This window comes from Rhizobium sp. 3T7, from assembly GCF_020166565.1.
In the GTDB taxonomy this organism is placed as follows: Bacteria; Pseudomonadota; Alphaproteobacteria; order Rhizobiales; family Rhizobiaceae; genus Rhizobium.
The window spans coordinates 1-23,548 of record NZ_JAIQXS010000003.1 but is presented as its reverse complement, the minus strand read 5'-3'; the positions used below and the strand labels follow the sequence as shown (position 1 = coordinate 23,548).

The window sequence follows — 23,548 nt, the reverse complement described above, 5'->3', positions numbered from 1 at the left end:
GTAACACTGCTATGAAGATCGTCATTCTCGCGGGTGGATACGGTACCCGCATTTCCGAAGAGAGCCACCTGCGGCCGAAGCCGATGATCGAGATCGGGGGGCGACCGATTCTTTGGCACATCATGAAGATCTACAGCCATTTCGGCTTCAACGACTTCGTGATCTGCCTTGGCTATCGCGGCTACATGATCAAGGAATACTTCGCCAACTACATCCTGCATTCGGCGGACGTGACCTTCGACATGGAGCGCGGCGAGACCACCTATCACGCCACCAAGGCCGAGCCTTGGCGCGTGACGCTTGTGGAAACAGGCGAGGGTTCGATGACCGGCGGACGCCTGAAACGTGTCGCCAACTATCTCGATGATACGTTTTGTCTGACTTATGGCGACGGCGTTGCCGATGTCGACATCATGGCGCTGACCGAATTCCACCGAAGCCACGGACGCGAGGCAACGGTAACCAGCGTCGTGCCCCCCGGACGCTATGGCGCGCTGCTGACGGAGGGCGGGCAGGTCAAGAGCTTCACCGAGAAGCCAGCAGGCGACAACGGACGCATCAATGGCGGTTTCTTCGTGCTCAACCGCACGGTGCTCGATCGCATCGAGGGAGATCTCATTCCGTTTGAGGGTGCGCCGCTTGAAGGACTTGCCAGCGACGGCCAGTTGATGGCCTTCCCGCATGACGGCTTCTGGCGCCCAATGGATACGCTGCGGGACAAGAACCAGCTCGAGGAGCTCTGGCAGAGCGGCCATGCGCCGTGGAAAGTCTGGTCATGAGCCGGCTGCCGGATCAGCGTTTCTGGTCAGGCAAGCGCGTCTTCCTGACAGGCCATACCGGCTTCAAGGGGACGTGGGCGCGGATATGGCTTGCACGGCTTGGCGCTGAGGTAACAGGCTATGCGCTCGCGCCGGCGGCGACACCGTCGCTGCATGCACTCGCAGGCCCCGCCGGACTGGCTGCCGAAACGATCGGCGATATTCGCAACGGAACGAGGCTCACGGAGGCGCTTAGCGAGTGCAATCCCGATATCATCCTGCATATGGCAGCGCAGCCGCTGGTGCGACGCAGCTATCGCGAGCCGGTTGATACGTTCGATGTCAACGTCATGGGAACGATACGCCTGCTAGAGGCAGCGCGTCCGCTAGAGGCGCTTAGGGCCATCCTCGTCGTGACGACCGACAAGGTCTACAGTAACGACGAAAGCGGACGGCATTTCGTCGAAACGGATCGACTTGGCGGGCATGACCCCTACTCCGGCTCGAAGGCCGCAGCCGAGATCGCTACCGCGACCTATCGGGATTCCTTTTTCCACCAGAAGGGAGTGCATGTCGGCACGGCACGCGGCGGAAACGTGCTCGGCGGCGGCGACTTCTCGGAGAACCGCCTGGTTCCCGACATCGTCCGCGCCGCCATTGCCGGACAGATTCTTGATATCCGCAGCCCGCTTGCAACGCGCCCATGGCAGCATGTGCTCGATTGCCTAAACGGCTATTTCCTGTTCTGCGAGACCCTGTATGCCGGCACGGCATCGGCAAACGCGCTGAATTTCGGCCCATCACCCGACGAAGCTCAAATCCCCGTCGGCGTTGTCGCCTCATCGGTCCAAGCAGCCATGGGGCTCGGACAGAGCTGGCAGGACACCTCGGCGTCAGACAAGCCGCGAGAGATGCATGCGCTTGGTCTCGATCCTGCCGAAGCCTATCGCTGCCTTGCGTGGCGGGCAAGGTTGAGCCAAGCCGAAGCGATAGACTGGGCTGCACGCTGGTACGATCAATGGCGCCGGGGCGAAGACCCGTTCTCGCTCGTCGCGGGCCAGATTGATGCTTTCACGAAAGGCTCCTAACCACATGTCTCACCAATGCCGTTTCTGCTCAGCGCCGCTGACGACCGTTGTCGCGGATCTTGGATCGACACCGTGGTCCAATTCCTTTCTGCCGGACGCGGCAGCGATCGCCAAAGAACGCGCGTTCCCGTTGAAGGTCATGGTCTGCTCGGAGTGCTTTCTGGTCCAGACGACCGAGAACGTGCCGGCGGACGAAATCTTCAACGCCGACTACGCTTACCTCTCTTCGTTCTCGACCAGCTGGCTTGAGCATGCCAAGCGCTATGCCGAGATGATGACGGAGCGCTTCGGACTTTCGGCGGATTCGACAGTGGTCGAGGTCGCGTCGAATGACGGCTATCTCCTGCAATATTTCGCAGCCAAAGGCATCTCGGTGCTCGGCGTGGAGCCAGCCGCCAACGCCGCGAAGATCGCGGAAGCCCGCGGCGTGGCGACCAAGGTGGCCTTCTTCGGCAGGGAAACCGCTAAGGCGCTGGTCGAGGGTGGCGTACGCGCCGACGTGACGGCCGCCAATAATGTCCTCGCGCACGTGCCTGATATCGCCGATTTCGTCAGTGGTTTTGCGATCCTATTGAAGCCGGACGGCGTCTCGACATTCGAGTTCCCGCATCTTCTGACGATGATCGATGGCATCCAATTCGACACGATCTATCACGAACATTACTCGTACATGTCGCTGCTCGCGGTCGAGCGCATTTTCGGCGCCTGCGGGCTGAAGGTCTTCGATGTCGAGGAAATTCCGACGCATGGCGGTTCGCTGCGCATCTTCGCTCAAAAGGCGGAAGGCACCCGCGCTGTGACGGACAGGCTGCTTGCGCTCCGTGCAAAGGAAGAGGCTTTCGGCCTCAAGGAGATGGCGACCTACGAACGGTTTGGTACCCGGATCGAGGGTGTGTGCGAGGCGTTCAAAGACTTCCTTCGTCGTGCGAAGGCCGAAGGCAAAACGGTCGCCGCCTATGGCGCTGCGGCCAAGGGCAACACGTTCCTGAACGTCTGCGGCGTCAGCGCCGACGACATCGCCTTTGTCGTCGATCGCAGCGACATCAAGCAGGGCAGGTTGTTGCCGGGAAGCCATATTCCTGTCTATGCGCCGAGGCATATCGAAGTCGCGAAGCCGGACTATCTCGTTATCCTGCCCTGGAATCTTACAGAAGAGATCGTCAGATCGAACGACTACATCCGAGCATGGGACGGACGTTTCGTGGTGGCGATCCCGACGCTGCAGATTCTTTGAGATTGATGGCGTAGAGCGATGCTGGCCAGCATCGCTCTACTTTCCAGGCTCACACGTCCTGTCCTACAGAAGGCTTTTTTAAACCTGCCGCCAACGACGTGGAGGTCGTGGACTCGTGGAGCTCAGGTGCGGATATCGTTCGGGCGGCGCCTGCTTCACAGACAAGCGTGGCCTTGTTCGGATCATGATTCTCTGAAGTCTCTTTGCATGATTTGGTCTGGTCTTTCATGGGACCGCCGGGGACAACGCAACATTTCAAAAATCGATGGCGACCACATGTCGCAAACAGACGCCAAATGGACGCATTCGCCATTGATTTATCAATGCAATTCGTCGCAAAGGCATGAAATGCTAAGCCGGCTATAGTCAGTTTATTCAACCAAAGATTGATACTCGCACAACACGCCCATTCGATCGAAATGCCTCGCTGCTGCGAAAAATCGCCCATTCTGTGGCCTGGTGATGGCATGGAGACCAAAAATTACAGCCTCAGGAAGCGTCGTTCGCTGTTTCATTTGGGGGCTTGCAACGCCAGACCTTTACGATAGGTTGCGCATTGACCTGAACGTAACTGGTCACGGGAACAAACGACTAATAAAAGGCGCAAAGCCTAGAAAGGTGGCCCCCAAATGAACTTCCTTACGAAAAAATTCCTGGCTTCAGCAGTGTTTGGCTCACTACTGGCCGTGTCGGCGCACGCAGCGACGCTCAATATCCACAATGGTGGCGACCCGCAGTCGCTCGACCCCCAGAAGCTGTCGAGCGACTATGAGAACCGCATTGCAGGCGACATCTTCGAGGGCCTCGTAACGGAAGACCCGAAGGACGATCCGATCCCGGGCCAGGCCGAAAGCTGGACTGTCTCGCCGGACGGCAAGGTCTATACCTTTAAGCTGCGCGACGGTATCAAGTGGTCGGACGGCCAGCCGGTGACCGCGGGGGACTTCGTTTTCGCCTTCCAGCGCCTTCTCGATCCGAAGAATGCCGCCGAATACGCCTATCTGCAGTTCACGATCAAGAACGCGGAGAAGATCAACAAGGGCGAGATCACCGATTTCAACCAGCTCGGCGTCAAGGCGATCGATGACAAGACGCTCGAGATCACGCTCGAGAACCCGACCCCCTACTTCGTCAACTCGCTGATGCACTACACCGCCTATCCGTTGCCGAAGCACGTGGTCGAGGCGAAGGGCAATGACTGGGTCAAGATCGGCAACATCGTCACCAATGGTCCGTATAAGCCGACCGAATGGATCCCGGGCGCGTCCGTCACGACCGTCAAGAACGACCAGTACTACGGCGAGAAGGACCTGAAGATCGACGGCGTCAAGTTCTTCACCCTGGAAGACCAAGAAGCGGCTCTGAAGCGCTATCGCGCCGGCGAGTTCGACATCATGACCGACTTCCCGACCGATCAATACGAGTGGATGAAGAAGAACCTGCCGGGTCAGGCGCACGTCACGCCATTCCTCGCGAGCTACTACTACGTCCTCAATGCCACGAAGCCGCCATTCGACGACAAGCGCGTCCGTCAGGCCCTCTCGATGGCCGTCAACCGCGAAGTGATCGGTCCGAAGATTCTCGGCACCGGCGAACTACCGGCTTACTCCTGGGTGCCGCCGGGCACGGCCAACTACGGCGATCCAGCCTATGTCAGCTGGAAGGACATGCCATACAAGGAGAAGGTTGAAGAGGCGAAGAAGCTGCTTAAGGAAGCAGGTTTCGGACCTGACCACCCGCTGAAGGCACAGCTTCGCTATAACACCAACGACAACCACAAGCGCGTGGCGGTCGCCATCGCCTCGATGTGGAAGCCGCTCGGCGTTCAGATCGAGCTCTACAACACCGAAACCAAGGTGCATTACGACGAAATGCAGCATGGTCAGGTGGAGATCGGCCGCGCCGGCTGGATCGCGGACTATAACGATCCGGACAACTTCCTCGGCCTGCTCGTTTCGGGCGTCTCGATGAACTACGGCCGCTGGAGCAATCCGGAATATGACAAGCTGATCAAGGAAGCCAACGCTCAGACCGATCTGAAGACGCGCGCCGAGATCTTCAAGAAGGCTGAGCGGCTTGCGCTCGACGACAGCGCCGCCATTCCGCTGTATTACTACGTCTCGAAGAATGTCGTCTCGCCGAAGGTTCAGGGCTTCGAAGACAACATTCAGGACATCCATCGCACGCGCTGGCTGTCGATCAAAGAATAAGGAACGCCGGCCCTTCCTGCCTGCTGTGGGAAGGGCCGATCCAAGACCATGATCAAATACGCACTCCGTCGCCTGCTATCGACGATCCCCGTCATGTGGATCGCCGTTACACTCAGCTTCTTTGTCTTGCGCCTTGCTCCCGGCGGCCCATTCGATGGCGAACGGCCATTGCCGCCGGTGATCCTGAAGAACCTCGCGGCTCACTACAATCTCGACAAGCCGCTGATCGACCAATACCTGATCTACCTATTCGACGTGTTGAAGGGCGACCTTGGGCCATCATTTGCCAACGAAGACTTTACCGTTGCCCAGCAGATCATGATCGGCCTGCCCTACACGTTCACGATTGGTGGCCTCGCCTTCATCCTTGCCATCCTCATCGGCGTGACCGTCGGCTGTCTTGGGGCGCTTTATCAGAACAAGGCGCCTGACTATCTCCTCGGCCTGGTCATTCTCGTCGGCCTGGTTCTTCCGAACTTTCTGATCGCGCCCATCCTGCAGCTGATTTTCGGCATCCGGCTCGGCTGGCTGCCTGTCGGCGGATGGGGTGACGGCTCGTTCAAGTACCTCGTCATCCCGATCGTCGTGCTGGCATTGCCGCATGCGGGTCGCATCTCGCGCATGACCCGCGGCTCGATGATCGAAGTGATGAACCAGAACTACATCCGCACCGCCAAGGCCAAGGGCATCGGTCCGCGGTTGACCGTGATGCGTCACGCGCTGAAGCCTGCCATGATGCCGGTTGTTTCCTATCTCGGTCCGGCCGCGAGTTACCTCCTCACTGGTTCACTGGTTGTCGAGAGCATCTTCGGATTGCCCGGCATCGGCCGCTATTTTGTCAACGCAGCGCTGAACCGCGACTACGGCATGGTTCTTGGCACGGTCATCTTCTACATGGTCCTGATCGTCTTTCTGAACCTTCTCGTCGACATCGCTTATGCGTGGCTCGATCCGAAAGTGAGAAATCGATGATCCTCAATCCCGCAAAGAGAGAGCTGCTCGCGGCCGAACTTCTCGAGGCCGAAGGGCTGTCCCACAAGAGCCGCTCGCTGACCGGCGATGCCCTGCGTCGTCTTTCCCGCAACAAGGCAGCCGTCGTTGCCATTATTGTTCTCGTCCTCCTGATCCTGGCCGCGTTTGTGGGCCCGTACCTCATTCCGTTCGACTATGAGGAACCGGATTGGGCGGCTTTCCGGATGCCGCCTGACATGGAGAGTGGCCACTATTTCGGAACCGATCCGAATGGCCGAGACCTGCTTGCGCGCGTGCTTTACGGCACCCGTGTTTCGCTGGCGGTTGCGGCGACCGCCACCTTCGTTTCAGTGGTGATCGGCGTACTGTATGGAGCAGTCTCCGGCTACATCGGCGGCAGGCTCGACGCGATCATGATGCGTTTCGTCGATATCATGTATGCGCTGCCCTACATTCTCTTCGTCATCCTTCTGATGGTCGTGTTCGGCCGCAACGTCTACCTGCTGTTTGCGGCAATCGGTGCACTGGAATGGCTGACCATGGCGCGAATCGTGCGCGGACAAACACTCTCGATCAAGCAGCGCGAGTTCATCGAAGCCGCCCGCGCGTCCGGTCAGAAGCCGTTCAAGATCATCCTCAAGCACATCATTCCGAACCTCGTCGGGCCGGTCGTGATCTTTGCCGCGCTGACTGTCCCCGAAATCATCGCGACAGAGAGCTTCCTGTCCTATCTTGGCTTCGGCGTTCAGGAACCGCTGACCTCGCTCGGCACGCTGATCGCCGAGGGCACCGACGCCATGGAAAGCATGCCGTGGCTCTTGATCTTCCCGGCCTGTTTCCTCGTCGCCCTGCTGATGAGCCTGCTTTTCATCGGCGACGGCCTGCGCGACGCGTTCGACCCGAAGGATCGATAGGATGCAACAAGAAACCAAGAACGATACGCTTCTCGAACTGAGAGACTATTCGATCACCTTTGCGACGCCGGATGGCGAGGTGAAAGCCGTGTCGAACATGAACCTTTCGATCCGGCGCGGCGAGCGCGTGGCGATCGTGGGCGAATCCGGATCGGGCAAGAGCCAGACCTTCCTCGGCGTCATGGGGCTGCTCGCCAAGAACGGCCGCACCAGCGGCCAGGCACTGCTCGAGGGCAAGGACGTCTTGGCGCTGAAGCCACGCGAGCTCGACCGTGTCCGTGGTAAGGACATGGCCATGGTGTTCCAGGACCCCATGACCGCGCTCAATCCGTCGCTTCGGATTTCCCGCCAGTTGACGGAACAGCTTGAGGTCCACCAGGGATTTACAGCGCGGGCGGCCTCCACCGCAGCTTTGGACATGCTTAAGCGTGTTGGTATTCCCGACCCCTCGCGGCGTTTCAACCTGTATCCACACGAACTCTCGGGCGGCATGCGCCAGCGCATCGTCATTGCCATGGCGCTGCTGACCAAACCGAAGCTGCTCATCGCCGACGAACCGACGACGGCGCTTGATGTAACGATCCAGGCGCAGATCCTCGATCTCTTTAACGATCTGACGGCGGAAATGAACACGGCTCTTGTCATGATTACCCATGATCTGGGCGTCGTTGCGGGCCTCGCGGACCGGGTGGCCGTCATGTATGCCGGGCGGATCGTCGAGGAAGCGCCGGTCGACGAGCTCTTCGAAGTACCAGCGCATCCGTATACAGCGGCGCTGCACGCCTCGATCCCCCGGCCCGACCAGGACGTCGATCAGCTCGCCGTCATCCCCGGCCGCCCACCCAATCTTCAACACCTGCCGAAGGGCTGCAGCTTCTCGCCGCGCTGTCCCCTGGTGCAGAACGATTGCATCGACACGTCGCCGAAGCTCGAAATGCTCGCGCAAGGCCATTCCGCGGCCTGCTTTCATCCCTTCCCGCGCCGTGAGGAGGTTCTGAACCATGGCTGACCGATCGCTTTTGAGAGTCGAGAACCTCACCACCCAGTTCGAGATAGCGTCAAAGAGCTTTTTCAAACCGCCGACGCTGCTGACCGCCGTGAACAACGTCAGCTTCGACCTAAGAGAAGGCCGGACGCTCGGCATCGTCGGCGAGTCCGGTTGCGGCAAGTCGACACTCGGCCGCTCGATCCTGCGTCTCCTGAAGTCGCAGAAGGGCCGCATCCTGTGGCAGGGGCGCAACCTACTCGACCTGTCGGACGAGGAAATGCGTGCCGCTCGCCGCGACATGCAGATCATCTTTCAAGATCCGATCGCCTCCCTCGACCCGCGCATGACCGTCGGCGACATTATTGCCGAACCGCTCACTGTCTTCGAACGGAAGCTCACGAAAGCGGAGCGGCTGGCGCGCGTACGGGAAATCATGAGTGCCGTCGGCCTAGTGCCGGAGATGATCAACCGCTATCCGCACGAGTTCTCGGGTGGCCAGGCACAGCGTATTGGCATCGCCCGTGCTGTCGTGACACGACCGAAGCTCATCATCTGCGACGAGCCCGTTTCGGCGCTCGACGTGTCGATCCAGGGGCAGGTGATCACCCTCCTGCGCAAGCTCCGGAAGGAATTCGGGCTGACGCTGATCTTCATCAGCCACGATCTTTCGGTTGTCCGGCTGATCTCCGACGACGTGCTGGTGCTCTATCTCGGCAAGGTGGTCGAGGCCGGTGATTGCGCCACCGTGTTCGACCGGCCAGCGCACCCCTACACACAGGCCCTCTTCTCGGCCGCACCGGTGCCCGACCCGAAGCTCGCGCGGAACCGTCAGCGCATCCGGCTTCAGGGCGATCCTCCCTCGCCGCTCAATCCGCCCCCGGGCTGTGTGTTTTCTCCGCGCTGCTGGAAGGCGACGGATATCTGCCGCACGGAAATGCCGCCAACAGAGCAGGTTCGGCCAGGGCAGACCGCTGCCTGCTATCACATGGATCGTTGAGCAAGCGAGTTCTGGAAAGAAGGCCCGCCGTCGGGCAGGCCTCCCTTTACGTTCAGCGCGCGCCCCAGGTGTCGGTGAGGCGATAGCCCTCCGGCCAGGGGTCCGATGGGTCGAGCATATGCTGATGCGTGCCGGTGATCCAGGCGCGGCCGGAAATTTCCGGCAGGATGGCCGGGCGGCCGCCGACTTGCGTGGTGCCGATTATGCGGCCGGAGAAGGTGGAGCCGATCAACGAGACAGCCGTCAGACGATCTTCGAGCTTCATTTGACCGCGCGCGTGCAGCACGGCCATGCGCGCCGATAGCGCCGTGCCGGTCGGCGAGCGGTCGACCTTGCCGGGCTGGATCGCAACCGCTGCGCCGGCACGCAGGCCCTTGGCGGTGCGCTCTACGGGACCGGCGAAGAGGCAGAAGGAAAAGTGCTTCCAATCCGGATTCTCAGGGTGATGAAATCCGAGTGCGGCATTGGCGCCATTGGTGATGCGCACGCCGAGCTTCGCAATATCGTGCGCCTCGTCGGGCGACAGGCTGAAGCCCATTGCAGCCGCATCGACGATGACGAAACTGTCGCCGCCATAGGCCGTGTCGACGGTCAACGTGCCCAGGCCCTCGACCTCCAGCTTCGCATCCAGCCGCTCCGCGAAACTCGGCAGGTTCTGTACGAAGATCCGCTCGGCCTTGCCGTTGCGGCACTCGGCACGTACGCGAACAAGGCCGCCGGGGGCCTCCAGAGTGATCTCAGTGACCGGCTCCTGCATCGGCAGGATGCCGCTGTCCAGCAACACCGTGGACACGCAGATTGAGTTCGATCCGGACATCGGCGGCGTGTCTTCCGGCTCCATGATGATGAAGGCGGCATCGGCATCGGGATGCTTCGGGGGCACCAGCAGGTTGACGTGACGGAAGACGCCGCCGCGCGGTTCGTTCAGCACAAAATTGCGCAACGTCCCGTCACGGGCGATCCAGCGGCTCTGCTCCCAGATCGTTTCGCCCGGAGGGGGCGTGACGCCGCCGACGATGACATCGCCCACCTCGCCTTCGGCATGGGCGGAAATCACATGGATGGTCTTGGTGCTGCGCATGATACCTCCTCAGGAAAGCCACTCGGGGAGCCGGGCGGCGACGCGACCCGTCAGAGCCGCCGTGACGCAATCGGCAAGATTGGAAAAACGAACGGCCCGCCCCGAAAGTCCGGGACCGTAATGAGCGTATTTGCCCGAATTTGTGATCAGGGCACGCGTGTGCGTCGGGAATAGCGGCTCGGAAATCGAGCACCAGCAAAGATCAGGGAGGACCTGCACGCCCGCTTCCTCCAACCTGCCGAGCAGGCCTTCGTCGCGGGCATCACTGATGACCTGACGACCGGCAGTGACGATCACCGCGACGTCGGCATGCCGGCGGCGGCCAGCCAGAACCTCCGCCAAAGCGCGGCACTCGGATAAGGAGGCATGCGGGCTGCCGATAGCGACGAGTTCCACCTCTTCAGGCCCGCCATTCAGAACCGTCCAGGCCGCAGCCATGTCGGCGCGGGAGATCGATGCACGATCGGCATCGTCCCGCGCAGCGCCAGCAGCTTCGGGCGTAACACCTTCGACATGCAGCATGGGCGCCGCAGAAGTGGTGCCGAAGGCGGCGCACAGAGCCTTGAGATCGTCCTGCGTCGGCTGGGCGGGGCTAAGACCGCGCAGAAGCGGAATGCGGTCCGGCGCCGCGCGACCGGCGAGATAGCCGATCAGCGGCCAGAAGGCGTCATCGACCTGTTCTGGCAGTTCGATATCGATGATCCGCCGAGCCTTCCGGTGCTCGTCAAGATGGACGCCGGATAGCGGTGCGCGGGCCGTCAGCGCGATGCAGAGATCGAGGAAGTCGGGGTGCTTTGCCGTCCTCGCCCCGAGGACCGTGTTGGCGAAGATCACCGCGTTGGATTCCGCCCATGCAATGGATTCGCCCGCCTTTGGCGCGCTGTCGAGCAGGTAGGGAGAGCACGTGAAAGTCGGCCGACAGCCCATCCGGACATAGGCATCGGCGAGCCGCGCAGCCGGGTCGCCGAAGGTCGACGGTACGCCTTGCTTCTGCCAATTGGCACGATCCACGGAAATGGCGTTCATGGTTGTCGGTATGCGAACCCGAGCGCCCATATCGGCCATCTTCTCGGCAAACGTCAGATTTGCCGGGCTGGCGTAGATGCAGCCGTCGATGTGGCCCTGCATAACATCCACGAGCCCGTGCGCACCTTGCTGCGCCGCCATCGCGCAGATGATGCGCATGGCCTGCTGCACGGCGATGCCCTGCCGTCCTTCAAGCATGGCGCGATCAGAATCGGTGAGGTCGAGCGCAGCGGTCGCCGGCGGATCAATCGGAATCTCCAGCCCGTCAGCGACAACGGCCGTATCGCTGATCGCAGTGGTCTTCGCGCGGGCAAGCGCCGCGAAGGCTTCCGGCCCAAGCCGCAGGACGGGCAGCGGCTTGCCGAACATTTCCGACGCGATCAGCGCGCCGAGCGTCAGCACATCCTCGGCCTCGGAGAAAACCAAAGCCGCCGGTGCACGCCCTGTCAGCACAAGATCGAGGAGAACGCCGGAACCCGTGCAGGACCCGCGGCTCGACGGCATCATCAGGATGCCACCGGTCAGGCAGGTCCCGTGAAGTGGGTGGTGCACGTCAATCACGCTGCCGGTCGCCGGGTCGACCCCACCCCAGAAGCTCAAGGCCTCCTTGGTGGCAATGACTGGACCTTTGGCGAAGCCGCCGAGAATGCTGCGATCGAGCGCGGACTGGTTCATTTCGCGCGAAGCCTTGAGCGGAGAGAGGACGGTCACCAACGGGGGCGTTGCGAACCAACATCGCGGTTGGCGCGCTTTTGGCCTCCGTCAGAATCTTTGCGGCGAGAAGGACGCGATGTCGATGGCGGGTTTCCTGCCTGTCAGCATATCCGCGACGATCCGCGCGGTGCCTGCCGACTGCGTCAGGCCGAGATGGCCGTGACCGAAAGCATAGACCACCCGCTGCATGTCGCGCGCTTGGCCGATGGCGGGCAAGCTGTCGGGCAAGGACGGGCGGAACCCCATCCACTGCACGCCGCCCTGCGGCTTCAGCCCGGGCAAGAAACTGCGCGCCTTCTCCAGCATCGCCTCCGAGCGACGGAAGTTCGGCGGAAGCTTGAGCCCTCCGAGCTCGACGGCGCCACCGACGCGGATACCCGTCGATAGCCGGGTAACGACGAAGCCGTGGCCACTGAACGTGATCTGCGTTCGCAGATCGAAAGCCTCGGGTGGAAGCGTGGTGTTGTAGCCGCGCTCCGTTTCGAGCGGAATGTTTTCGCCGATCGTGCGGGCCACTTGATGGGAAAAGGCGCCTGCCGACAGGACCACCCGCGCGGCACGTCGCGAACCGCCGCCGGTGCTCACAACATCGACGCCGCCCTCGACGGGACGCAATGCCGTTACCTCCGCGCGCTCAATCGTGCCGCCCATGGCGCGGAAATGACCCGCCAGGGCAAGTGTATAGAGCTTGGGATCGGCGATGGAATACCACCCGGGCGTGAAGGTGCCATGCGTAAAGCGCCGGGCGAGGCCGGGTTGGATCTCCGCGATCCCGGCCGCATCGAGGTGATGGAACTCGACGCCGTGCGCTTCCCGCGCCTTCCAGCCGGTGAGCGAGGCCTTCAATTCGGCTTCGCCCTCGTAGACCTGGAGATTGCCATCCTTGCGCAGCATGGCAGCGGTGCCGGTCTGCTGCAGGAACGGCTCAAGCTCCGCCTTCGAAAGGTCCATCAGCGCTGTCTGCGCCGCTGTGGAATGGGCGACGCGGCCCGGCGCACAGGCGCGCCAGAACCGGAACATCCAGGGCGCGATCTGCAAGGCATAGGCGGGCGGTACCGACAGCGGCCCGAGCGGATCGAGCAGCCACTGCGGCGCCTTCTTCAGAATACCAGGCGAGGCAAGCGGCAGGATGTCGGTGAAGGCAAAGGCGCCGGCGTTGCCTGCCGATGCTCCGGCAGCGGGCCCCTCTCGGTCGAGTACGACCACCGAAAGCCCTCTTGCCTGCGCTGCGATCGCCGCGGATAGCCCAACGACCCCCGCGCCGATCACGATGACATCAGGTTGGGTTTGATTGTTCATCATCGCCTCAATGGGTGGCAGCAAGGAAAGCTTGCAGCTCCGGATGCTTCGGCGCGCCGAACAGCTCTTCCGGCGGAGCGATCTCGGTCATCACGCCCTTGTGGAAGAAGGCAACCCGGTCTGAAACCTCACGCGCAAACTTCATTTCGTGGGTGACGCATATCATGGTCATCCCCTCGGAGGCGAGCATGCGCAACGTGTCGAGCACTTCGCCAACCAGCTGCGGGTCAAGCGCCGAGGTGACCTCGTCGAACAACATGTATTCCGGCGACATGGCGAGCGCGCGGGCAATCGCCATGCGCTGCTGCTGGCCACCGGACATGCGGTTCGGATAGACCTTGAGCTTCTCCCCGAGGCCCACGTGGGTGAGCTGCTTTACGGCGATCGTTTCGGCTTCCGCCTTGGAAAGACCGAGTACCTTGCGTGGCGCGAGCATGACGTTTTCCAGCACCGTGAGATGCGGGAACGCGTTCCACTGCTGGAAAACGATGCCGAGCTTGCGACGGAGTTTATTGAGGTCGGTGGACTTGGCATGCACATCGGTCCCATCGACAACGATGCGGCCGCTGTCGATGCCTTCAAGACCGTTGATGCAGGTCAGCAGCGTCGACTTCCCCGAACCGGAGCCGCCGATGACGGTGAGCACCTCGCCCTTCGAAACAGTCAGGTTGATGCCCTTCAGTACCTCCAACGGGCCGAAGGATTTGCGGACATTTTCAATCTCAATCATTGGGGGACCACCGTTTTTCGAGATACCCGCCAATCCGGGCGATAGGGAAGCTGATGATGAAGTAGACGGCGCCGCAGATCATCAGAATGAATAGCGGCTCCTGCAGCCGGGTCACGAGAATCTGCGACGCGCGCAGCAACTCGATCAGGCCGAGCCAGAGCACCAGCGCGGAATCCTTCATGACGCCGAGCGTCAGGCCGATCCAGGACGGCAGCGAAACGCGGGTAGCAAGCGGCGCAACAATATAGCGCAAATCCTGCCACCAGGTCAGGCCGAGTGAGCGAGCCGCGCGACGCGTAGTTGGTGGCACCGAGGAAATGCCGCCGCGTACGATCTCCGTGCAATAGGCGGCCGTATAGAGCGACAGCACCACGCAGGAAGTGGTGAACGGAGGCCAGCCAAGCCGCATGATCGACTGCAAAGCATTGCCGAGCACAAGCTGGATCAACAGAGGCACCGAGCGGAAGACGTCGAGCGCGAAGGTCAGCGGTGCCGACCAATAGGGTCCGAGTTCGACACGCATCATCCCGAAAAGGATTCCGAGGACCGTTCCCGCAGCGACTGAAACGGCGGTGACTGCAAGCGTCATCCCCGCGCCCTGCGCCAGGAAGGCCAGGTCACCCCAGGTGAGGGCAGTGTTAAACATCTCTCACCTCTCTCAGTAACGGAAGATACGCCAGGCAAGCGCCCGGGCAGCAAGGGTCAAAACCTTGGCGATGACGTAGTAGATCACGGCTGCCAAGGCGAAGAATTCAAAGGTGCGGAAGGAGCGCGCGTTCAGTTCCTGCGTCACGCCGGCAAGGTCGGTGTTCATGCCGACGGTCACGCCGAGCGATGTCATCAGGACGGCCCAGACCATCTGGTTGGTCGCCGGCAGAAAGGCCACGCGCAGCATCTGTGGCAAGACAATCAGGCGAAAAGCCTGCATGGAGGTCATGCCAAGCGAACGTCCGGCGCGTGTCTGCGTGTCTGGGATCGCCTTCAGGGCGCCGCGGAAATTCTCGGCCAGATAACCGGCGTTGTTGAAAGCAATGCCAACCAGGAGCGCGGTAAACGGGGTAAGGTGAATGCCGAAGTTGCCAAGACCAAAATGGGTCATATAGATCTGGAACAGCGCTGGCGTGTTGCGCGCGATCTCGACCCAGGCGGTGGCGAAGCCACCAAGGATGCGGTTTCCGGATAGCCGGAACAAAGTCAGCGCGATCGCACAAACAAGCCCGATGATCATGGACAAGAGCGCAATGTGTAGCGTGACCAGCGCGCCGTCGAGCATTTGCGGCAATGCCTTGAGCGCCTGGTTCCAGTGGAAGGTGTAGTTGAACATGACCGTCTCACCTTTTCGTAAAGCTACGGCGCGAGGGATAACCTCGCGCCGTGGGAGAAACGGCCCGGATTAGCGGTAGACGCCGTTGACCGCGAGCGACGGGACGTCGCCGCCGACCCACTTTTTGTAAAGTTCGGCGTAGCGGCCAGTACGAACCTGCTGGTTGATGAACAGATTCAGGTAGTTGATCAGGCCGTACTCCTCGCGGTTGGCGAAAAGCGAGACGTAGTCGATGTCGAACGGGGCTTTGCCGACCACTGCGATGCCCGCGAACTTGCCGGTCTTGACGTTTGCCTGCGCAACCGTCGAGGTGGAAACGGTGGCATCGATCTGGCCCTGACTCAGCGCGAGGAAGACGTCTGCCTGCGTCTGATAAGGACGGAACTCGCCGGTGCCCCAGGCCTTGACCTGTTCCTCGAGCGCGATCGCTTCATAGGTGCCCGCCGTGGCGCCGACGACCTTGCCCTTCATGTCTTCGAAGGACTTAACGCCCGATTTCTCGTTGGCTGTAACTGCCATTTCGAACGCAAAGTAGGGAACCGTCATGCCGACGGTCTTGGCACGCTCAAGCGTGTCGGACGTGGAGGCAACGCCGATATCGACGCGGCCGGACATCAGTGCCGGAATGCGCTCGGGGAACGGTGTCTCAACGACTTCGGCTGTTACACCGAGCGCCTTGGCCAGATCGTTGCAATAGTCCACGTCGAAGCCGATCGGATTGTTGTTCTCGTCGCGCGAACCCATCGGCGGGAAGTCCAGCACGACAGCGCAGCGCAGCGTGCCCGAGCCGATAATGTCGTCCAGCTTGTCGGCCTTGGCCGGGCTGATCAGAAGGGTGGCGGCGGCCAGAAGGCCGAAGGCGAGGACCGAGGGTTTCATTTTTCTCTCTCCCAGAGTTGGATTGTCCATTGACAGCGAGGCGCACTATTCCCCGTCGGCGCGCGCAAATCAATGCTAAAATACATAACGTATGCAAAAAGTATAAGTCAAATAGCGGCCATGTCGACAAAAAAGGGCGGCCAAGTCGTGGCCGCCCTTGCTTTTTTACCCGTGATGGGAATCAGCCGAGGAAATCTTCCGGCAGAAGTCCTTCGGGCATGTTCTGGTACGAGACCGGGCGCAGGAAACGCCGGATCGACATCGTGCCGACGCTGGTGGCGCCGAAGTTCGTCGAAGCCGGATAGGGTCCGCCGTGAACCATAGAATCGACCACCTCGACCCCGGTCGGGAATCCATTGACCAGTACGCGTCCTGCTTTGCGCTCCAGCACGGGGCGCAGACGGCGTGCGTCGGCAATGTCGCCTGCATCCATATGAATCGTCACCGTCAACTGACCTTCGAAACCGCGAGCCAGTTGCTCCATCTCATCGATCGTCCGCACACGAACCACGAGGCCAAGCGGCCCGAAGACCTCTTCGCCTAGGGCGTGATCGGCGAGGAACTGTGCGCCAGTCGTCTCAAACAGGTTGGGAGCGGCCGAGCGGCCGGAGGATTCGCTGGTGAACAGCGACTTGACCGTGTTGCGAGTTGTGAAGCGCGCCTGCCCATCCTGATAGGCCTTCGCGATCCCATCTGTCAGCATGGTCTGCGGCGCCACCTTGCCGAGTGCTTCGACTGTCGCGGCGACAAAGCGATCGGCGTCAGCGCTCTCAGTCACCACGGCAATGCCGGGGTTGGTGCAGAATTGGCCCGCACCCATGGTCAGCGACCCCGCCCAGCCCTGGCCGAGCGTTTCGGCACGTGCCTTCAACGCTTCGGGCAGCAGGAACATTGGATTGACCGAGCCGAGCTCGCCGAAGAACGGAATAGGCTCCGGCCGCGCGGCGCAGAGATTAAAGAGTGCGCGGCCGCCGCCAAGCGAGCCGGTGAAGCCGACCGCCTTGATCCGTGGGTGCTGCACCAACGTATGGCCGACGTCGCGGCTGCCGCCCTGGATCAGCGAAAACACGCCTGGATGGACACCCGTCCTGCGGATGGCCGCCTCGATAGCCTGCGCGACGATTTCGCCGGTCCCCGGATGCGCGGAGTGACCCTTGACCACGACAGGGCAACCCGCGGCAAGTGCTGCCGCCGTATCACCGCCGGCAGTCGAGAAGGCCAGCGGGAAGTTCGAGGCGCCGAAGACGGCAACCGGGCCCACAGGGCGCTGAATGAGCCGGATCTCCGGCCGCGGTGCGGGCTGGCGGTCGGGCAGTGCTGTGTCGTGGCGGCGGTCGAGATATTCGCCCTTTTCGATATGGTCGGCGAAGAGCCGTAGCTGACCGGTCGTGCGACCGCGTTCGCCCTGCAAGCGGGCTTCGGGCAGCCCCGTTTCCTGGCTACCGATCTCTGTGATTGCCTCGGCGCGAGCCTCGATCTCGTCAGCGATGGCGCGCAGGAACGCCGCCCGCTGCGCGCGCGTGGAGTAGCCGTAACTCCAGAACGCATCTTCTGCTGCCTCGCAAGCGCGATTCACCAAGTCGACCGTACCAACGGCGAATTGATACACTGGACCATGCGCCGGCGCGGATGCAAAAGTACCCGCTCCGTCGAGCCATTCGCCCGCGACGAGGTGTTTTCCATTGGGAGTGAAGACCATCTGCGATTCCTTTCTTGAGAGCCCGGGGTGCTTTACGCGAAAATCCATCCGCAGGCGAATTGCGCGCGTCAGATCTTTGTATACTCTATGTATTTACAACATCAACACTCGATCGCCATCGGCGGCCGGGCCATCCATGAGAGACACAAGATGAGCGATAATACCACCCTGACCGTCCCGGCCCTGCAGGAAAGGGTCGATGCGATCTTCCGCAACGCCGGCCTCAACGAGATCCAAGCCGGGGCGCTCGCTCGGGTGATCGTCGCCGGGGAACGCGATGCCTGCAAATCGCATGGCATCTACCGGATCGAGGGTGCGCTGCGTACTGTCAAGGCGGGCAAGGTGAAGCCGGATGCGGTGCCGGAACTGCTGCGGCAGGAGGGCTCGGCCATTGTGAAGGTCAACGCCAAGGGCGGCTTTGCTAATCCGGCCTTCGAACTCGGCCTGCCGGCACTCGTTGAGCGTACCCGCTCCTGTGGACTTGCAGCACTCGTCATCAACGACTGCACACATTTCTCCGCGCTGTGGTCGGAAGCGGAAGCACTGACCGAACAGGGCCTTGCCGGCCTGGTCATGTGCCCAAGCTATGCGACCGTTGCACCGACCGGCGGCAACAAGCCGCTGCTCGGCACCAACCCCTTTGCCTTCGCCTGGCCGCGCATCGGTCAGCCCCCTTATGTCTTCGATTTTGCAACCTCGGTCGCCGCACGCGGCGAAATCGAACTGCACCGGCGAGCCGGCACGTCGTTGCCCGAGGGCTGGGCAATCGATGCCGACGGCAATCCGACGACCAATCCTGAAGCTGCGCTTGCCGGCGCCATGCTGCCCTTCGGCGGGCACAAGGGATCTGCGATCGGCACGATGATCGAGCTTTTGGCGGGCATCATGATCGGCGACCTGACAAGCCCCGAGGTGCTCGACTATCTCGGCACGACGACGCTTGCCCCCTTCCACGGCGAGTTGATCATTGCCTTCTCCCCCGAAGCCTTCGCCGCCGGCCGGCCGGGCAATCCATTTGCGCGGGCAGAGACATTGTTCGAGGCGATCGTTGGTCAGGGCGCCCGCCTGCCTTCGCAGCGCCGCTATGTGGCGCGCGCAAAATCGGAGGCCGACGGCATCACGCTGACCGACGCCGAAATCAACCAGCTCGAACGGCTTTTCGCGCTCGGTTTGGAGGCGGTGGCCTGAGCCGTGCTTCAGATCTGCCTACAATGAAAAAAGGCCCTCCGAACGGAGGGCCTTTGAAATCAGGCCTTGTACTTTTCAACAGCGCCCGGGAGTTTGCTCCATTCGGCGTACCACGTGTTGAAAAGCTTGAACTGAGATTCGACATAGCCGCGCTGGCTATCCGTCAGGACGTCGGTTTCGTTGAAGTGAAGCGTGTATTCCTTGTCTCCCTTCAGCACCATCATGTGCTTGAAAAAGAGCACGAGGTCCGGGCCTTCGTCGAAGGAGGAGAGAACGGCCAGCGCCTGCTCGAGCTCCAGCGCCCGCTGGCGGGCATCCGCATCGCCGGAAGCCGCGGCCTGCGCCAGGTTGCACAGATGCAGCACTTCCTTCGGCAACACATTGCCAATGCCGGTGATGGCGCCTGTCGCACCGCAGTTCACGAAGCCGTGGAAGACGGCCGTATCGACGCCGATCATCAGCGAAACGCTATCATCGCGGCTGGTGATGTTCTCTGCTGCGTAACGCATGTCAGCCGCGCCGCCGAACTCCTTGAAGCCGACGAGGTTCGGATGTTCCGCACGCAGCGCGAAGAACAGATCCGCGCGGGTGGCGAAGCCATAGTAGGGGCTGTTGTAAATGACCGCCGGAAGATCGGGAGCGGCAGCGAGGATTGCCTTGAAGTGCGCCTTCTGGGCGGCAATTACCGAACCACGCGACAGGACGCGCGGGATGACCATCAGGCCCTTTGCTCCGACCTTCTGAGCATGAGCCGCATGCGCGACGGCAGATGCGCTATTGACAGCGCCGGTGCCGACGATGACCGGGATACCGGCCTTTACCAAACGCTCGACACCTTCCATGCGCTGCGCGTCGGTCAGCAGCGGCCAGTCGCCCATGGAGCCGCAGTAAACAACGGCCGACATGCCCTGGGCAATCAACTCCTGTCCCTTGCGTACGAGGGCGTCGAAATCGGGGGTGCGATCCTCCTTGCAGGGGGTCATCAGAGCCGGAATTACACCGGAGAAAATCTTGGCCTTCATTGGAAAACTCCTATTGCCTGGCGGGAAGGACAGGGACAGTCGCGCCTCCAATGGCGCCGTCCCCCGTATCTTCGAAGGCGGTTATACCACTTGCATATTATTTGTCGACAACAATTATGCAGCTCGTCAAAGGGCGATATCCAACTTTCCGCCGCGCGCAAAAAGCTTCTGTATTTGCTGGACGATCTGTTCAGCATGGATCGTCGCCAAGCGGTCGGCGGCCTCACTGTCGCGCGCGGCGATGACAGCGATAATGTCCTCGTGCTCTTCGACGAAACGTTGCGGCAAGCGATCCTCATAAGACTGGTAATAGAGCCGCAGAATGCGCCGTCCTTCATCGAGAAGGCGATTGAAGAGGCCCGTGAAATAGGCGTTGCGTCCAGCCTCGGCGATGGCCGAATGGAAGGCGGCATTGGTGGCAATCATTGCCAAGGCGTCCTGTGCTGCCACGGCGGCAGCAAAATCAGCCTGATGTGCGCGGATCACCTGCAGATCCTCGGCGCGGTGATACTGGGCGGCTAGACGCGTGGTCACGCGATACATCAGCACCAAGGCATCGAAGAAGGTATGCATGTTAAGGAAATCGATGTTCGAGACCATGGTCGAACGATTGGGCAACGTATCTATCAGCCCCTCGCCCGCGAGCCGCACCAGCGCCTCGCGGATCGGTGTGCGCGACATCTTGAACCGCTCGGCCAACTGCACCTCATCGATCGGGCTGCCGGGCGGTAGAACCAGATCAAGGATCTCGTCGCGCAGGAGGTCATAGACCATCTTGACGCCAGAACCACGCTTGCGTTCGGGAGTGGAATTCGTGTCGCTATCAGTCATCTGGAATCCTTTTGTCGACAAAAGGAATACTTTTTCTTTCGCGTCGGATCAATAGCCGGCACCCCCGGCGAGCGAAGGCCGGGCGTCGCGTCAAATAGACAAAAGGGCGGCGGTAACCATCAACAACGTGCTAGACTGCCGGCGACGCTTTCGCTGGTGCCAGCCAGGCGTTTCTGCTGGCTAGTCTGAATTAAGTGCTCATTTATCGCTCTAGTTTAGCAATACAGGACGCCTACGCAGGCGAACCAACGTGTCGCGGAGCACGGGACAGGATGCGGATCAGCACGATCACCAACTGGGCATATGCCGTTACGGTTGTGCTCACCGTTCTCTCGGGCGGAGCCTTCATTTTGTCCGCCCACAGTGCTGTTCGCGAACGAGCCGCGGTGGAGACCCGCGAGCGGCTCGACGAACTTGTCGATCAGCTCGCCCTAGCAGCCGAACAGACCACCGAGGATGCTCGTTTGTTCGTGATGCGGGGAGAAGAGCGCCATCTTCAGGCATTTCGCGGCGCCCAGGGAGAGGAACGCGCTCGCGAAGAGGCAATCAAGGGCTTGAAGTCCACCGGCCTGTCGCCACAGGAGCTCTTTGCGCTGCGCCGGCTGGAAACTGATGCGGAAGCATTGGACCAGATCGAGGAAAAAGCGGTTGCTGACTACGGAGACGGCGATCGCGATGGCGCCCGGCAAACCCTTTTCGGACCGGAGCACGAACGCTTGCAGACCGACCTGCTCACAAGCGTTCAGCATTTCATCGATCTTGTCGCAACCCGCGCCGCCGACGAGTTCGCTGGCGCAAGGACGCGCACCGATCTTTGGGACAACATAGCCAAATCCATGCTCGGGCTAACCGCCGCCGTTTTTATCGGGGTTTTGTATTTTGTCTTGAAGCGTCGGGTTGCAACACCGCTGCTCCGAATGACCGGCATCGTCAATCGACTGGCGAAGCAGGACTACGACGTCGAGGTGCTCCCCGATAGTCGTCGCGACGAAATCGGGGAGATGAACGAGGCGATCCAGATCTTCCGAGACAATGGCCTCGAACGGGAGCGCCTGGATGCCGAGCGGCGCCGTGACCAGAAGACGAAGGACCACATCCTTCAAATGATGCATCGGCTTCAGGCCTGCCAGCAACACGAGGAGCTTGCCGAGGTGGTCTCACTTTTCGCGCCACGGATCTTTCCACACCTCGCCGGGAACCTGTACCTCATGAACAGCAGCCGGTCGGCACTAACATCTGCCAGCCAATGGCGCCAGCCGACACGGTCACACGACATCTTGGCGCCGGCGGAATGCTGGGGGTTGAGGCGAGGCAGTCCCCATGTCAGCGATCATTCGGGCGGCGATGTGCCCTGTCAACATCTGGAGGCCGGGGATGATGCTTGTATCTGCATACCGCTGTCTGCCCATGGCGACACGGTCGGTCTCCTCTATTTCGAGGGAGCGGATGGCGGCAAAGCGATGGAAAGCGCTAGGCTGTACATCGAAATCATCGCCGAGAATATCGGGCTGGCGATCGCCAATTTGCAGCTGAGAGATCGGTTGACGCACCTTGCCGTGAGGGATCCTCTCACCGGCCTTCTGAATCGACGCTCGCTAGATGACGAAATGAACCGCCTTCGCCGAGATTCCCTGGATCGTCCGACCGCGTGCCTGATGGTGGATATCGACCACTTCAAGCACTTCAATGACGAGTTCGGACACGATGCCGGCGATCACGTGATGCGGCAAGTCGCGACGCTCATGACCGAAACGGCCGGCAAATCAGGCTCCGTCTATCGCTTCGGCGGCGAGGAGTTCACGGTCATTCTGCCCGAGTCAACAAAGGACGCTGGTTTCGGGATTGCGGAGAAGCTTCGCATGGCGGTGGAGGCCACCCCCATTACCTATCAGGGTCGACCGCTGGGAGCAGTGACCGTGTCAATCGGGATTGCCTCGACCGAAGATGGCAAGTCAGCCGCCACACTATTGCAAAGGGCAGATGCCGCGCTGCTACGGGCGAAATCAGAGGGCAGGAACATTACCCTGATCGAGGGGTCCGGCGGGTCCCCCAATCATCGTCTTGCCGGATAACCCTCCTTGGTCGTCCGCCGCGACGCTGCCGTAGTGCACGCATACGGGTCGTGCAGCTTTCCTGTTCGGTGCAATTTTTTTTCATAAATGGCGCAGCTCGCCTCCCAAACGCACAACGGCATACGACGTATCATCGGCCTGCACTGCGCAGCACAACCCCGGACAACCCTGCCGTTACTGGCCCCAATTTCCTGGCGAAAATCCCTATTGTCATGGCGTGCCTGAGGATGTCGATTACCGCAGTGAGCGCGGTCTCGATCGCGCCCTGCTCATGAAGCTGATGGACGGCGACTGGATCGATGCCCACGACAACCTTGCCATTTATGGACCATCCGGCGTCGGCAGAATCTGGTTGGCCCGTGCCCTCGGGCACAAGGCCTGCCGCGACAGACTCACGCGGTGTCGGATCGGCTATGCGTGGCAATAAAGCCCGCTTAAGGACATCAAGAAGAAGCCGGCGTTCGTTGGTGAGCGTCCGGTGAGCGGATTTTGCTGAACGAGCCAGTTAGGCGATGTTCTGGG

20 protein-coding genes and 1 pseudogene are annotated in these 23,548 nt (G+C 61.2%); 11 read left to right on the top strand and 10 right to left on the bottom strand.

Features of this window, described 5'->3' with window-relative positions; translation table 11 throughout:
- Positions 1 to 11: 11 nt before the first annotated feature.
- The 8 genes from rfbF (at position 12) to K9B32_RS05230 (ending at position 9,161) form a co-directional block, all read left to right on the top strand.
- Positions 12 to 779, top strand: a complete 768-nt coding sequence (gene rfbF / locus K9B32_RS05265; protein WP_224560865.1) for a glucose-1-phosphate cytidylyltransferase — start codon at positions 12 to 14, stop codon at positions 777 to 779.
- Positions 776 to 1,846: a CDP-glucose 4,6-dehydratase gene (rfbG, locus tag K9B32_RS05260; RefSeq protein WP_224560864.1), complete on the top strand. Its 1,071-nt coding sequence runs from the start codon at positions 776 to 778 to the stop codon at positions 1,844 to 1,846. Before rfbF ends, rfbG begins: the two co-directional genes overlap by 4 nt.
- Before the next feature lie 4 nt (positions 1,847 to 1,850).
- On the top strand, positions 1,851 to 3,080 hold the full coding sequence (locus K9B32_RS05255; RefSeq protein ID WP_224560863.1) for a class I SAM-dependent methyltransferase: 1,230 nt from the start codon (positions 1,851 to 1,853) through the stop codon (positions 3,078 to 3,080).
- Between the two features lie 629 nt (positions 3,081 to 3,709).
- The gene (locus K9B32_RS05250; RefSeq protein ID WP_224560862.1) at positions 3,710 to 5,290 is read left to right on the top strand and encodes a peptide ABC transporter substrate-binding protein; all 1,581 of its coding nucleotides are present in this window, start codon (positions 3,710 to 3,712) and stop codon (positions 5,288 to 5,290) included.
- 48 nt (positions 5,291 to 5,338) lie between these two features.
- A complete protein-coding gene (locus K9B32_RS05245; protein ID WP_007799079.1) occupies positions 5,339 to 6,262 on the top strand; it encodes an ABC transporter permease subunit in 924 nt (307 codons plus the stop codon).
- Positions 6,259 to 7,176: an ABC transporter permease gene (locus K9B32_RS05240; RefSeq protein WP_224560861.1), complete on the top strand. Its 918-nt coding sequence runs from the start codon at positions 6,259 to 6,261 to the stop codon at positions 7,174 to 7,176. The genes K9B32_RS05245 and K9B32_RS05240 overlap by 4 nt, the downstream gene beginning before the upstream one ends.
- 1 nt (position 7,177) lies before the next feature.
- Positions 7,178 to 8,185 (top strand): ABC transporter ATP-binding protein, encoded by a 1,008-nt coding sequence (locus K9B32_RS05235; protein WP_224560860.1) that lies wholly within the window; start codon positions 7,178 to 7,180, stop codon positions 8,183 to 8,185.
- Positions 8,178 to 9,161 (top strand): ABC transporter ATP-binding protein, encoded by a 984-nt coding sequence (locus K9B32_RS05230; RefSeq protein ID WP_224560859.1) that lies wholly within the window; start codon positions 8,178 to 8,180, stop codon positions 9,159 to 9,161. The genes K9B32_RS05235 and K9B32_RS05230 overlap by 8 nt, the downstream gene beginning before the upstream one ends.
- 52 nt (positions 9,162 to 9,213) lie before the next feature.
- On the opposite strand, the gene K9B32_RS05225 is transcribed toward K9B32_RS05230, so the two are convergent.
- The 8 genes from K9B32_RS05225 to K9B32_RS05190 form a co-directional block, all read right to left on the bottom strand.
- The gene (locus tag K9B32_RS05225) at positions 9,214 to 10,242 is read right to left on the bottom strand and encodes a trans-3-hydroxy-L-proline dehydratase (RefSeq protein ID WP_224560858.1); all 1,029 of its coding nucleotides are present in this window, start codon (positions 10,240 to 10,242) and stop codon (positions 9,214 to 9,216) included.
- A 9-nt stretch (positions 10,243 to 10,251) separates the two neighbouring features.
- On the bottom strand, positions 10,252 to 11,943 hold the full coding sequence (locus K9B32_RS05220) for an aconitase X (RefSeq protein WP_224560857.1): 1,692 nt from the start codon (positions 11,941 to 11,943) through the stop codon (positions 10,252 to 10,254).
- 87 nt (positions 11,944 to 12,030) lie between these two features.
- On the bottom strand, positions 12,031 to 13,281 hold the full coding sequence (locus K9B32_RS05215; protein WP_224560856.1) for an NAD(P)/FAD-dependent oxidoreductase: 1,251 nt from the start codon (positions 13,279 to 13,281) through the stop codon (positions 12,031 to 12,033).
- 7 nt (positions 13,282 to 13,288) lie between these two features.
- Positions 13,289 to 14,011, bottom strand: coding sequence for an amino acid ABC transporter ATP-binding protein (locus K9B32_RS05210; protein WP_224560855.1), 723 nt, complete (start codon positions 14,009 to 14,011; stop codon positions 13,289 to 13,291).
- Entirely contained in the window at positions 14,004 to 14,657 is a 654-nt protein-coding gene (locus tag K9B32_RS05205) for an amino acid ABC transporter permease (protein ID WP_224560854.1), read from the bottom strand. Before K9B32_RS05205 ends, K9B32_RS05210 begins: the two co-directional genes overlap by 8 nt.
- A 12-nt stretch (positions 14,658 to 14,669) precedes the next feature.
- Entirely contained in the window at positions 14,670 to 15,335 is a 666-nt protein-coding gene (locus K9B32_RS05200; RefSeq protein WP_224560853.1) for an amino acid ABC transporter permease, read from the bottom strand.
- Positions 15,336 to 15,404: 69 nt separating this feature from the next.
- Positions 15,405 to 16,214: a transporter substrate-binding domain-containing protein gene (locus K9B32_RS05195; protein WP_224560852.1), complete on the bottom strand. Its 810-nt coding sequence runs from the start codon at positions 16,212 to 16,214 to the stop codon at positions 15,405 to 15,407.
- A 181-nt stretch (positions 16,215 to 16,395) separates the two neighbouring features.
- A complete protein-coding gene (locus tag K9B32_RS05190) occupies positions 16,396 to 17,913 on the bottom strand; it encodes an aldehyde dehydrogenase (NADP(+)) (protein WP_224560851.1) in 1,518 nt (505 codons plus the stop codon).
- Positions 17,914 to 18,063: 150 nt separating this feature from the next.
- On the opposite strand from K9B32_RS05190, the gene K9B32_RS05185 reads away from it, so the two are divergent.
- Positions 18,064 to 19,101: an Ldh family oxidoreductase gene (locus K9B32_RS05185; RefSeq protein ID WP_224560850.1), complete on the top strand. Its 1,038-nt coding sequence runs from the start codon at positions 18,064 to 18,066 to the stop codon at positions 19,099 to 19,101.
- 59 nt (positions 19,102 to 19,160) lie between these two features.
- Here K9B32_RS05185 and K9B32_RS05180 read toward each other — a convergent pair whose 3' ends face one another.
- Positions 19,161 to 20,123 (bottom strand): dihydrodipicolinate synthase family protein, encoded by a 963-nt coding sequence (locus K9B32_RS05180; protein WP_224560849.1) that lies wholly within the window; start codon positions 20,121 to 20,123, stop codon positions 19,161 to 19,163.
- Positions 20,124 to 20,249: 126 nt separating this feature from the next.
- A complete protein-coding gene (locus tag K9B32_RS05175; RefSeq protein WP_007799107.1) occupies positions 20,250 to 20,954 on the bottom strand; it encodes a GntR family transcriptional regulator in 705 nt (234 codons plus the stop codon).
- 272 nt (positions 20,955 to 21,226) lie between these two features.
- Between K9B32_RS05175 and K9B32_RS05170 the strand changes: the two genes are divergently transcribed.
- Together K9B32_RS05170 and K9B32_RS05165 are read left to right on the top strand one after the other, a co-directional pair.
- Positions 21,227 to 23,026 carry a diguanylate cyclase gene (locus K9B32_RS05170; protein ID WP_224560848.1) on the top strand — a complete coding sequence of 600 codons (1,800 nt, stop codon included), beginning with the start codon at positions 21,227 to 21,229 and terminating at the stop codon, positions 23,024 to 23,026.
- Positions 23,027 to 23,237: 211 nt separating this feature from the next.
- Positions 23,238 to 23,414, top strand: a pseudogene (locus K9B32_RS05165) (ATP-binding protein); the annotation flags it as partial.
- Positions 23,415 to 23,548: the final 134 nt, after the last annotated feature.